At 70.9% G+C, this 12,839-nt stretch carries 5 protein-coding genes and 1 pseudogene; 3 read left to right on the forward strand and 3 right to left on the reverse strand.

Translation table 11 applies throughout. The annotated features are described in order from the left end of the window. Positions 1-171: 171 nt before the first annotated feature. Both ACZ6B1_RS24690 and ACZ6B1_RS24695 read right to left on the reverse strand, forming a co-directional pair. Positions 172-1,701 carry a helix-turn-helix domain-containing protein gene (locus tag ACZ6B1_RS24690; RefSeq protein WP_468781715.1) on the reverse strand — a complete coding sequence of 510 codons (1,530 nt, stop codon included), beginning with the start codon at positions 1,699-1,701 and terminating at the stop codon, positions 172-174. A gap of 64 nt (positions 1,702-1,765) precedes the next feature. Beyond that, positions 1,766-1,962, reverse strand: a pseudogene (locus tag ACZ6B1_RS24695) (DUF4236 domain-containing protein). 363 nt (positions 1,963-2,325) lie between these two features. On the opposite strand from ACZ6B1_RS24695, the gene acnA reads away from it, so the two are divergent. Further along, on the forward strand, positions 2,326-5,043 hold the full coding sequence (gene acnA, locus ACZ6B1_RS24700; RefSeq protein WP_468781717.1) for an aconitate hydratase AcnA: 2,718 nt from the start codon (positions 2,326-2,328) through the stop codon (positions 5,041-5,043). A 69-nt stretch (positions 5,044-5,112) separates the two neighbouring features. Here the strand turns inward: acnA and ACZ6B1_RS24705 are convergent, their stop codons facing one another. Next, complete coding sequence (locus ACZ6B1_RS24705) at positions 5,113-7,761, reverse strand: SpoIIE family protein phosphatase (RefSeq protein ID WP_468781719.1); 2,649 nt, start codon at positions 7,759-7,761, stop codon at positions 5,113-5,115. 350 nt (positions 7,762-8,111) lie between these two features. On the opposite strand from ACZ6B1_RS24705, the gene ACZ6B1_RS24710 reads away from it, so the two are divergent. Next, a complete protein-coding gene (locus ACZ6B1_RS24710) occupies positions 8,112-9,206 on the forward strand; it encodes a lytic polysaccharide monooxygenase auxiliary activity family 9 protein (protein ID WP_468781721.1) in 1,095 nt (364 codons plus the stop codon). 342 nt (positions 9,207-9,548) lie between these two features. Continuing rightward, a complete protein-coding gene (locus ACZ6B1_RS24715) occupies positions 9,549-12,818 on the forward strand; it encodes a GH92 family glycosyl hydrolase (protein WP_468781723.1) in 3,270 nt (1,089 codons plus the stop codon). Positions 12,819-12,839 lie beyond the last annotated feature (21 nt).

Below are 12,839 nucleotides of genomic sequence, written 5' to 3' on the forward strand. Positions count from 1 at the left end.
AAGCGCCGGCGGGCCGCGCACCAATGATTTACGCGGCCCCGTCCCCGGACGTCATGCCCCCCACGGCCCGCCGCGGCGCCGAGGTCCGCGATGTGTCCCGGCGCCGCCGCCGTGTCCCGTCGTTGCGTCAGCGCACCTCGGACGGGACACGGCGGCGGCCGGCGCGAGTTCTCAGATGTCCCGGAAGATCTCGATCTGCGCCCCGATCGAGTTCAGCCGCTCAGCCAGGTCCTCGTAACCCCGGTTGATGACGTACACATTGCGCAGGACCGAGGTGCCCTCGGCCGCCATCATCGCCAGCAGGACGACGACCGCGGGGCGCAGGGCCGGCGGGCACATCATCTCGGCGGCGCGCCAGCGCGTCGGGCCCTCGACCAGGACGCGGTGCGGGTCGAGCAACTGCAGCCGGCCGCCGAGGCGGTTGAGGTCGGTCAGGTAGATCGCGCGGTTGTCGTAGACCCAGTCGTGGATCAGGGTCTGGCCGGAGGCCACCGCCGCGATGGCCGCGAAGAAGGGGACGTTGTCGATGTTCAGGCCCGGGAAGGGCATGGGGTGGATCTTGTCGATCGGGGCTTCGAGCTTGGACGGGCGGACGGTGAGGTCGACCAGACGGGTGCGGCCGTTGTCCGCGAAGTACTCGGGGGACCGGTCGTGGTCGAGGCCCATCTCCTCCAGGACCGCCAGCTCGATCTCCAGGAACTCGATCGGCACCCGGCGCACCGTCAGCTCCGACTCGGTCACGACGGCGGCGGCCAGCAGGCTCATCGCCTCGACCGGGTCCTCGGAGGGGGAGTAGTCGACGTCGGCGTCGATGTTCGGCACGCCGTGGACGGTCAGCGTCGTGGTGCCGATGCCCTCGACCCGGACGCCCAGCGCCTCCAGGAAGAAGCACAGGTCCTGGACCATGTAGTTGGAGGAGGCGTTGCGGATGACCGTCACGCCGTCGTGCCGGGCGGCGGCGAGCAGAGCGTTCTCGGTCACCGTGTCGCCGCGCTCGGTCAGGACGATCGGGCGGTCGGGGCTGACGGTGCGGTCCACCTGGGCGTGGTACTGGCCCTCGGTGGCCGCGACGTCCAGGCCGAACCGGCGCAGCGCGATCATGTGCGGTTCGATGGTCCGCGTGCCGAGGTCGCAGCCGCCGGCGTAGGGCAGCTTGAAGCTGTCCACGCGGTGCAGCAGCGGGCCGAGGAACATGATGATGGAGCGGGTGCGGACGGCCGCCTCGGCGTCGATCGCCGCCATCTCCAGTTCGGCCGGCGGGACGAGTTCCAGGTCGACGCCGTCGTTGATCCAGCGGGTGCGCACGCCGATGGAGTTGAGCACCTCCAGCAGGCGGTACACCTCCTCGATCCGGGCCACCCGGCGCAGCACCGTGCGCCCCTTGTTGAGCAGTGAGGCGCACAGCAGTGCCACGCACGCGTTCTTGCTGGTCTTGACGTCGATGGCACCGGACAGCCGGCGGCCGCCCACCACCCGCAGATGCATCGGACCCGCGTAGCCCAGCGACACGATCTCGCTGTCCAGGGCTTCACCGATTCGGGCGATCATCTCAAGGCTGATGTTCTGGTTCCCGCGCTCGATGCGATTGACGGCGCTCTGGCTGGTGCCGAGAGCCTCCGCGAGCTGCGCCTGTGTCCAGCCACGGTGTTGCCGGGCGTCACGGATGAGCTTGCCGATGCGTACGAGGTAGTCGTCTGCCATGAGGCTGAGGTTATCTCAGATATGAGATGGCGCCTCTTGGGGGGTCCGTTCGGGTGATGCCCCGTCAATGGCCCCTGGTCGTACGGGTACGGCGCCACCCGAAAGGTCCGGGCAAATCCATCGATGTCGTACGACGTCCGGTGCTGCTGTGGGTGTGCTTCGGGCCGTTCTTGCCGCCGGTGGTGATGGACCAGGAGTGCCGGTTGATGTTCAGCCGCACCCCGGGCAGGATCCGGAAGCTTTGCGGAAAGTGAGCGGCACGGGTGCCTCCTTCGGTGTGTTCCGAGCTGGGTGACGCTCAACCCGGATACCCCGTAACCGCGTGGAGATGGCCGGCGGGGGCGGACGGCCGCGGGGCGGTGTCCGGTGTGCGCCGGTCCGCCCCGCGCGGCGGGCTCCGCTGTGGCGGACGCCACCGAAAAACGGCAGGGTCGGGCCCGGCCGGACATGACCAGTCGGCCCCCATGTACTAGAGTTATCTCGACATCGAGATATCTGCCGAGGCGCACCGTAGCCGCCACTTCGGTAAGGCTTGCCTAACTTAGCCTGACCTTACTGAATCGGCCAAGCCGACGTGGCGGCACGATTGACGGTGGTACGCGCACATCAATGAAGGAGACTGTCGTGTCGGCGAACAGCTTCGACGCCCGCAGCACGCTGCAGGTGGGCGACGAGTCGTACGAGATCTTCCGGCTGGACAAGGTGGAGGGCTCCGCTCGCCTGCCGTACAGCCTCAAGGTCCTGCTGGAGAACCTGCTCCGCACGGAGGACGGCGCGAACATCACCGCCGACCACATCCGCGCCCTCGGCGGCTGGGACTCGCAGGCCCAGCCCTCCCAGGAGATCCAGTTCACGCCGGCTCGCGTGATCATGCAGGACTTCACCGGCGTCCCCTGCGTCGTGGACCTCGCGACCATGCGTGAGGCCGTGAAGGAGCTGGGCGGCGACCCGGCGAAGATCAACCCGCTGGCGCCGGCCGAGCTGGTCATCGACCACTCCGTCATCGCCGACAAGTTCGGCACCAACGAGGCCTTCAAGCAGAACGTCGAGCTGGAGTACGGCCGCAACAAGGAGCGCTACCAGTTCCTGCGCTGGGGCCAGACCGCCTTCGACGAGTTCAAGGTCGTCCCGCCGGGCACCGGCATCGTCCACCAGGTGAACATCGAGCACCTCGCCCGCACCGTGATGGTCCGGAACGGCCAGGCGTACCCCGACACCCTGGTCGGCACCGACTCGCACACCACCATGGTCAACGGTCTCGGCGTCCTCGGCTGGGGCGTCGGCGGCATCGAGGCCGAGGCCGCCATGCTCGGCCAGCCGGTCTCCATGCTCATCCCGCGCGTCGTCGGCTTCAAGCTCACCGGCGAGCTCACGCCCGGCACCACCGCCACCGACCTCGTGCTCACCATCACCGAGATGCTGCGCAAGCACGGTGTGGTCGGCAAGTTCGTCGAGTTCTACGGCGAGGGTGTGGCGGCCACGAGCCTCGCCAACCGCGCCACCATCGGCAACATGTCGCCGGAGTTCGGCTCCACCGCCGCGATCTTCCCGATCGACGACGAGACCCTGAAGTACCTGCGCCTGACCGGCCGCAGCGACCAGCAGGTCGCGCTCGTCGAGGCGTACGCCAAGGAGCAGGGCCTCTGGCTGGACCCGAAGGCCGAGCCGGACTTCTCCGAGAAGCTCGAGCTGGACCTGTCCACCGTCGTGCCGTCCATCGCCGGCCCCAAGCGCCCGCAGGACCGCATCGTCCTGGCGAACGCCGCCGAGCAGTTCAAGCAGGACGTGCGCAACTACGTCGACAGCGTGGACGAGGCGGGCCAGGAGTCCTTCCCGGCCTCCGACGCCCCGGCCGTCCACCCCAACGGCGCCCCGTCGAACCCGGTCACCGTCACCGCCCCCGACGGCACCTCGTACGAGCTGGACCACGGTGCGGTGACGGTCGCGGCCATCACCTCCTGCACCAACACCTCCAACCCGTACGTCATGGTCGCCGCCGCCCTGGTGGCCAAGAAGGCGGTCGAGAAGGGCCTGACCCGCAAGCCGTGGGTCAAGACCACCCTCGCCCCGGGCTCCAAGGTCGTCACCGACTACTTCGACAAGGCGGGCCTGACCCCGTACCTCGACAAGGTCGGCTTCAACCTGGTCGGCTACGGCTGCACCACCTGCATCGGCAACTCCGGCCCGCTGCCGGAGGAGGTCTCCAAGGCCGTCAACGACCACGACCTCGCCGTCACCTCGGTCCTCTCCGGCAACCGGAACTTCGAGGGCCGTATCAACCCCGACGTCAAGATGAACTACCTGGCGTCCCCGCCGCTGGTCGTCGCGTACGCCCTCGCCGGTTCCATGAAGGTGGACGTCACCCGTGAGGCGCTGGGCACCGACACCGACGGCAACCCGGTCTTCCTGAAGGACATCTGGCCCTCCGAGGCCGAGGTCAACGACGTCGTCGCCAACGCCATCGGCGAGGACATGTTCTCGAAGTCCTACAGCGACGTCTTCGCCGGCGACGCCCAGTGGCAGTCCCTCCCGGTCCCGACCGGCAACACCTTCGAGTGGGACCCGCAGTCCACCTACGTCCGCAAGCCCCCGTACTTCGAGGGCATGGGCATGGAGCCGGCCCCGGTCGAGGACATCGCCGGCGCCCGCGTGCTCGCCAAGCTGGGCGACTCGGTCACCACCGACCACATCTCCCCGGCCGGCGCCATCAAGGCCGACACCCCGGCCGGCAAGTACCTCACCGAGCACGGTGTGGAGCGTCGTGACTTCAACTCCTACGGCTCCCGCCGAGGCAACCACGAGGTCATGATCCGCGGCACGTTCGCCAACATCCGCCTGCGCAACCAGATCGCGCCGGGCACCGAGGGCGGCTACACCCGCGACTTCACCCAGGCCGACGCGCCGGTGTCGTTCATCTACGACGCCTCCCGCAACTACATCGAGCAGGGCATCCCGCTGGTCGTCCTGGCCGGCAAGGAGTACGGCTCCGGCTCGTCCCGCGACTGGGCCGCCAAGGGCACCGCGCTGCTCGGCGTCAAGGCCGTCATCGCCGAGTCCTACGAGCGCATCCACCGCTCGAACCTCATCGGCATGGGCGTCCTGCCGCTGCAGTTCCCGGAGGGCGCCTCCGCCGGTTCCCTCGGCCTGACCGGCGAGGAGACCTTCTCCTTCACCGGTGTCACCGAGCTGAACAACGGCACCACGCCGCGCACGGTCAAGGTCACCACCGACACCGGTGTCGAGTTCGACGCGGTCGTCCGCATCGACACCCCCGGTGAGGCCGACTACTACCGCAACGGCGGCATCATGCAGTACGTGCTGCGCAGCCTGATCCGCAAGTAAGCGGCACGGCACGGCGGACGAGGGCCGCACCCCCGGCACCGGGGGTGCGGCCCTCGCGCCGTCCGCGGCTCACTCCCCGAGGAGCGCCGAGAGGTCCGGCAGCGCCACCTCCGCCCAGATCACCTTGCCCTGCGGCGTGTACCGGGTGCCCCAGCGCTCGGTCATCTGGGAGACCAGGAACAGACCCCGGCCTCCCTCGTCGGTCGTCGCGGCGTACCGCAGATGCGGGGACGTGCTGCTGCCGTCGGCCACCTCGCAGATCAGCACACGGTCCCGGATCAGCCGCACATGGACCGGGTCCGAGCCGTAGCGGATGGCGTTGGTGATCAGCTCGCTCAGCACCAGTTCCATGCCGAAGCCCAGCTCCGACAGGCCCCATTCCTCGAGCTTGGCGGACACCGCGCCGCGCATCCCCGACACGGCGGCCGGGTCGCGCGGCACGTCCCAGTCGGCGACGTTCTCCGGCGGCAGCGCCCGGGTACGCGCGATCAGCAGGGCCACGTCGTCCTTGGGGCGCTCGGGCAGCAGCTCGTCCAGCACCGCCTGGCAGCCCTCCTCCGGCGACCGGTCCGGATGGCCCGACAGCGCCAGGCGCAGCAGCTCCATGCTCACGTCCAGGTCGCGTCTGCGGTCCTCGATGAGCCCGTCGGTGTAGAGCACCAGCTGGCTGCCCTCGGGCAGCTCCAGCTCGGCCGTCCGGAACGGCATGCCGCCCAGGCCCAGCGGCGGCCCGGCCGGTACGTCGGGGAAGGTGACGCCGCCGTCGGGGTAGACGAGCGCGGGCGCCAGATGCCCGGCCCGCGCCATCGCGCAGCGGCGGGTCACCGGGTCGTAGATCGCGTACAGACAGGTGGCGCCGACGATCTCCGCCGCCGCCTCCGCGCGGGCTTCGTCCTGGTCGATGCGGCCGACCAGGTCGTCCAGATGGCTGAGCAGCTCGTCCGGCGGCAGGTCGAGCGTGGAGAAGTTGTGCACCGCGGTGCGCAGCCGGCCCATGGTCGCCGCCGCGTGCAGCCCGTGCCCGACCACGTCGCCCACGGCCAGCGCCACCCGGCCCCCGGGCAGCGGGATCACGTCGAACCAGTCCCCGCTCACGCCGGACTGCGCCGGAAGGTAGCGGTAGGCGACGTCGAGGGCGCTCTGCTCGGGCAGCGCCCGCGGCAGCAGGCTGCGCTGCAGGGTGACCGCGAGGGCGTGCTCGCGGGTGTACCGGCGGGCGTTGTCGATGCTGACCGCCGCCCGGGCCACCAGCTCGTCCGCCAGCGACAGCTCCTCCTCGTCGAAGGGCTCCTGTTTGGAACGGTAGAAGTTGGCCATGCCCAGGACGACACCACGCGCCTGGATCGGGGCGGCGATGAGCGAGTGGATGCCGAACTCCAGTATTCGCTGGGTGCGGGAGGGGTCCTGCGCCTGCCACCCCGGGGCGCTCGCCAGGTTGGGCACCAGCTCCGAGCGGCCGGTGTTGTAGCCGCGCGCCTGCGGGGTGGAGGGCAGGAAGTCGATCAGACGGCCCTTCTCGTAGAGCGGGTGGTCGTCCCGGATGCCGTTCACGGCGACCCGCCGGATGTCCGTGGCGGTGGGGGCCGGCTCCTCGCCGTGCAGGACGTTGTCGGCCAGGTCAACGGTGACGAAGTCCGCGAAGCGGGGGACGGCGACCGCGGCCAGTTCGTCGGCCGTGCGGATCACGTCGAGGGTGGTGCCGATGCCCAGGCCCGCGTCGTACAGCAGCTCCAGCCGTTCCCTGGCGACCTCGGCCCGGCCGGACACCGCCTGGAGCTCGGTGGAGTCGCGCAGCGTCACCACGGTCCCGCCGCACGCACCCGCACCATCGGTGGGCCGCTGGTTGACCACCAGCAGCCGCCCGCCGGCGAAGTGCACCTCGTCGCTGGCCTCGCGCCCCGAACCGAGCAGTTCCACCGTCTCGGGCTCGAGGTGCGACAGCTCCCGCACATTGCGTCCCTCGGCCTGCGGGGGCAGCTCCAGCAGCCGCCTTGCCTCGTCGTTGGCCAGCAGCAGCCGCCCGTCGTGGCCGACGATCAGCACGCCCTCCCGTACCGAGTGCAGCACCGTGTCGTGGTGCTCGTACATCCGGGTCATCTCCTCCGGGGCCAGGCTGTGGGTCTGCCGCCGCAGCCGCCGGCCCACCAGGGCCGTCCCGCCGGTCGACAGCATCAGCGCGCCGGCCCCGGCGGCCAGGATGATCGGCAATTGCCGGTCGACCTCGCTGGTGACGTTCTTGACCTTCAGGCCGGCGGAGACCAGCGCGGTCACACGGCCGTCGGTGTCCCGGATGGGCACGGTCGCCTGCACCTCGTGGCCCAGCGGGCCGTGCACGCTCTCGGTGTAGACCCGGCCGGCCAGCGAAGGGCCTATCCGGCCCACGAACCGCTTGCCGATCCGGCTCGGTATCGGATGGGTGTAGCGGATGCCCTTGGTGTCCATGACCACGATGAAGTCGACGCCCGCGGCCTTGCGTCCCGCCTCGGTGAGCGGCTGGAGGGCCTTCGACGGATCAGGACTGTCCAGTGCCTGCTGGACGCCCGGCGAGTGGGCGAAGGTCTGCGCGACGGCCACGGACCGGCGCTTGGCCTCCGTGGCGGTGTCCCGCTCCGACTGCAGCACGAGGGCGATGACGGCGCAGACCACGAGGAGCACCACGAGGGCCACCTGCAGGAGGAAGACCTGTCCGGCGACACTTCGTGGGCTCTTGCCGACCATCGAGCGCCAAGACAAGCGCCTGAATCGGCCGAATTGGTCCGACATGCGACATTTCTAGCACTGGGTGATTGACGATGGCTACGTCCGTCCCGAGCCGTGGACGCCCCCGCCTCTTCAGTCCCGCGCGCCCCACCCCTTTCCACCAGTGCCGTGTCACAGGTGTGGCGGCAGGCGTTTACAGCGGGTGCGGTGCGCGCTAACTTCACGAGTCAGGGGTGGGAGCGCTCCCATCAGAGGTTCGGCCCCGGTGGACCGGAACCCGCCCGGGCCGGGTCCGCTCCCACCCCGTCCCGCCCTTCTCGTTTCCGTCCGTCCGCACGACCACGGACACACTCGGAGGTGTATGTGTCATGCCTATGACGGGCAGTTGGTTCGGCCTCCCGGGGCGCCCACGATTACCGCACCCCACCCGCGGCAGAGGTCTGTTCCTGGTCCTCCTCGCCCTGCTGACCACGCTCCCCGCCCTAGGCCTGATGCTCGCCGCCGGCATCCCGGCCTCCGCCCATGGCACCCCCATGAAGCCGGGCAGCCGTACCTTCCTGTGCTGGCAGGACGGGCTCACCGACACCGGTGAGATCAAGCCCGTGAACCCGGCCTGCAAGGCGGCCCAGCAGGCCGGCGGCGCGACCCCCTTCTACAACTGGTTCTCGGTGCTCCGCTCGGACGGCGCCGGCCGCACCCGCGGCTTCGTGCCGGACGGGCGGCTCTGCAGCGGCGGCAACCCCGACTTCACCGGGTTCGACCTGGCCCGCGACGACTGGCCGGTGACCCATCTGACCGCCGGCGCCACGGTCGACTTCTCCTACAACGCCTGGGCCGCCCACCCGGGCTGGTTCTACGTGTACGTCACCAAGGACGGCTACGACCCGGCCGAGCCGCTCACCTGGTCCGGGATGGAGGACCAGCCGTTCCTCACCGTCGACCACCCGCCGCTGAACGGCACACCAGGCACGGTCGACGCCGACTACTCCTGGTCGGGCAGGCTGCCCTCGGGCAAGACGGGGCGGCACGTCGTCTACATGGTGTGGCAGCGCTCGGGCAGTGCCGAGACCTTCTACTCCTGCTCCGACGTCGTCTTCGACGGCGGCCACGGGGAGGTCACCGGCATCCACGAGCCGGGCAACCCCGGGGAGCCCCCGCCCGGCGCCTGCACCGCGACCCGCCGGACCACGGGCACCTGGTCCGGCGGACGCCAGTCCGAGGTGACCGTGACCAACACCGGCACCGTGCCGATGCTCGGCTGGATGGTCGACTGGACCCTGCCCGCCGGCCAGTCGGTGGCCAGTCTCTGGAACGGCGACGCCACCTACACCGGGCAGGACGTGATGGTGCACAACGCCGACTGGAACGGCTCCCTGAGTCCGGGGCAGAGCACGGCGTTCGGCTACGTGGTCCGGGGCCCCGGCGCCGACGACTCCGCCGGCCCTCCCTGCGGGGTCGGTTGAGCCGCTCTGGGCGGACCCGGTGAAGTGACGCACCGGGTCCGCGAGCCGGACAGGCGAGGGGGGTTCGGTCCCTGTCCGGGTGGTGCTGGCTTGTGGCGGCCGGGTCGTGGGCCGGCCTCGACCGAGTGGAGCGCGACAACGTTGTCTTATGGTCCGTACATGACTCTACCGCGCCAACGGACAACGATGTCAACTCACTTGGGGTAACCCGGCCGGGTGATACCGGCGTGTGCCTGCGGGGGAGTACGCGGTCTTCCGTGCTACCGGTGGCGCGCGTTACTGTCCCTGCGGCTTGTGCGACCTGTGGTGCGCGACCCGTCCATCCCGAGGAAGGGCCGCGTCATGCGTTTCCGTCCCACGTCCCTGCTGCTGGCCGCGGTGCTCGCGACCGGCGGTTCCCCCACTCTCGCCCTCGCGGCGACCGCAGCACCCCCCGAACTCGTCAAGGACCCGACCCCGTACGTCGATCCGCTGATCGGCACCAAGAACGGCGGCAACGTCTTCCCGGGCGCCGTGGTGCCGTTCGGCATGCTCTCCTGGAGCCCGGAGAACACCAGAGGCGACGCCACCCGCACCGCCGCGCCCGGCGGATACCAGTACGACGCCACCCGTGTCCGGGGGTTCAGCCTGACCCACATGTCCGGCACCGGCTGCGCCGGCGGCAGCGGCGACATCCCGTTCTTCCCGTACGCGGGCGAGGTCACCTCCTCCCCGGCGAGCGACACCAAGGACGCCGTCTACGCCTCGGACTTCCGGCACTCCGACGAGAGCGCCGGGCCCGGCCACTACAAGGTGGGCCTGGCCTCGGGTGTCACCGCCGACCTCACGGCGACCGCCCGCACGGGCTCGGCCCGCTTCACCTACCCCGCGGACAAGCCCGCCTCGCTGCTCGTCCGCACCGCCAACTCCGAAGTGGGATCCGAGGATTCGTCGGTCACCATCGACCCGGAGACCCGTACCGTCTCCGGCTCCGTCACCTCCGGCGACTTCTGCGGCTACCTCGACCCGGAGGGGCAGCGCTCCTACTACACCCTGTACTTCACCGCCCGCTTCGACCGCGCCTTCAAGGCCACCGGCACCTGGCAGGACGACAGGCTCCAGGCCGGGTCCACCCGGGCCGGCGGCGGCACCGGCGGTTTCTCGCACGGCGGCCGGCCCGTGGCGGGCGCGGGCGCCGGCGGATACGTGGAGTTCGCGCCCGGCACCGGACCGGTGAACGTCAAGGTCGGCATCTCCTACGTCAGCCAGGCGGCCGCGGCGGCCAACCTCGCGGCGGAGAACCCCGCGAAGCGGTCCTTCGACGCGGTCGCGGTCGCGGCCCGCCGCGCCTGGCGTGACCGGCTCGCCGCCGTCCGGGTCGGCGGCGGCACGGACGCCGAGCGCACCACCTTCTACACCGCCCTCTACCACTCCCTGCTGCACCCCAACGTCATCAGCGACGCCGACGGCCGCTACCGGGGCGGCGACGGCAAGGTGCACCGGGTCGGCCGCGGCCACCGCGCCCAGTACGGCACCTTCTCCGGCTGGGACGTCTACCGCGACCAGGTGCAGCTGCTGACCCTGCTCGACCCGGACACGGGTTCCGACATCGCCCAGTCGCTGTACGAACTCGCCCGGCAGAACGGCGGCGTCTGGGACCGCTGGCTGCACGGCGCGAGCGGCACCCACGTCATGAACGGCGACCCCGCGCCGACCGCCCTGGCCGGCATCCGCGCCTTCGGCGGCACCGGCTTCGACCTAAAGGGCGCCCTGGACTCACTGGTGAAGGCGGCGACCGTGCCCACCGCGCAGGACCTGTCGGCGGCCGGCAAGCCGGTGCTGTCGGTGGGCCAGCGCCCGTCGCTCGACAAGTACCTGAAGCTGCACTACATGCCGAGCGTCTCCAACGCCTGGGGCGGCGCCGCCGAGACCCTGGAGATGTCCACCGCGGACTTCTCCCTCGCCCAACTCGCCGCCGCCGCCGGAGAGAAGGACACCGCCACCACCTTCGCCCGCCGGGCCCAGTGGTGGCAGAACAACTTCAACCTCGCGGCCGACCAGGACGGCGGCTACATCGCCAACCGCAAGGCCGACGGGAGCTGGGTCACCGGCTTCACCCCCGACACCGGCAACGGCTTCGTGGAGGGCTCGGCCGCCCAGTACACCTGGATGGTCCAGCACAACCCGGCCGGGCTCTTCGCGGCGATGGGCGGCACCGGCAAGGCGCTCGCCCGGCTCGACAGCTTCTTCCACGACGCCGACGGGAGCTGGGCCCTGACCGGCAGGGGCGGCGCCAAGTCCGAGCTGGACAACGAACCGTCCATCAACGTGCCCTACCTGTACGACTACGCCGGAGCCCCGTACAAGGCGCAGGAGACCGTCCGCGCCGCGATGCGGCAGCTCTGGTCGACCGGGCCCGGCGGCATACCCGGCAACGACGACCTCGGCGCCATGTCGTCCTGGTACGTCTTCTCCGCGCTCGGCATGTACCCGCAGGTGCCCTCCCGAGCCGAACTCGTGCTGTCGTCACCGCTGTTCGAGCGGGTGGAGATCGACCGCCCGCACGGCAACGACATCTCCGTGCGGGCCACCGGAGCGGCCGCCGACGCCCCGTACGTCCAGTCCCTGAAGGTCGACGGCCGCAGCAGCGACCGCCCCTGGCTGCCCGCCTCCTTCGTACGCGACGGCGGCCGGCTGGACTACACCCTGTCCGCCACCCCGAACCGCACCTGGGGCGCGTCCTCGTCGCCACCGTCCTTCCGGGAGGGCGAGCAGCCGTACCAGATCGGCGTCGGCCCCACCACAGCCACGGTCGCACCGGGCGACAGCACGAAGATCGGCATCCGTGCGCTGGCGCTGAGCGGCGGCACCGGACCCGTGGTGCGCTTCCGGGTCCAGGCCCCGGCCGGCGTCACGGCCACGCCCGCCGAGGGCACGGTCACCGACGGAGCCCAGCAGATCACCCTGGCCGCGGCGGAGGACGCCACCCAGGGCTTCTACGACGTCAAGGTCACGGTGACCTCCGGCGGCACCTCCTACGACCAGCCGGTCTCCCTGACCGTGGCCGCTCCGGGCTCCCTGCTGGCGGCCTACGACAACACCGGTGTCTCGGACGACGAGGGCGACCACGACGAGGCCGACTACGACGGCGGTGGCTGGAGCTACTCCCGCCAGGCCCTCGCCGCGGCCGGTCTGACCCCGGGCGGCCGGGGCACGGTGCACGGTCTCACCTTCACCTGGCCGGACTCGCCCGACGGCCGCCCGGACAACGCCTCGGCCGCCGGCCAGACGATCGAACTCGCCGAACCGGCGGCCCGGTTGTCGTTCATCGGCAGCGCCGTCAACGGCGACCAGCAGACCAAGGCCACCGTCACCTACACCGACGGCACCACCGGCACCGTCGACCTCGCCTTCACCGACTGGACCGTCGGCGGCGGGGGCGGCACCGTGGGGCACGGCAACGAGGTGGTCGCGAAGGCGGCGTACCGCAATGTCGCGGGCGCCGACAAGGACCCGGTGGCGACCTACGTCTTCGCCACGAAGCCCGTCGTCGCCCCGGACGGCAAGGCCGTCCGCAGCGTGACCCTCCCGCACGACGCCGATCTGCACGTCTTCACCCTCGCCACCGGCTGAGCGCACACGCGACGAGGGGGC

The organism is Streptomyces sp. NPDC041129, from assembly GCF_055592265.1.

Excerpts from the sequence above, each read along its gene's own strand:
- ACZ6B1_RS24715 (WP_468781723.1), top strand. The coding sequence starts at position 9,549 with ATGCGTTTCCGTCCCACGTCCCTGCTGCTGGCCGCGGTGCTCGCGACC.
- ACZ6B1_RS24710 (WP_468781721.1), top strand. The coding sequence starts at position 8,112 with ATGCCTATGACGGGCAGTTGGTTCGGCCTCCCGGGGCGCCCACGATTA.
- ACZ6B1_RS24705 (WP_468781719.1), bottom strand. The coding sequence starts at position 7,761 with ATGGTCGGCAAGAGCCCACGAAGTGTCGCCGGACAGGTCTTCCTCCTG.
- ACZ6B1_RS24690 (WP_468781715.1), bottom strand. The coding sequence starts at position 1,701 with ATGGCAGACGACTACCTCGTACGCATCGGCAAGCTCATCCGTGACGCC.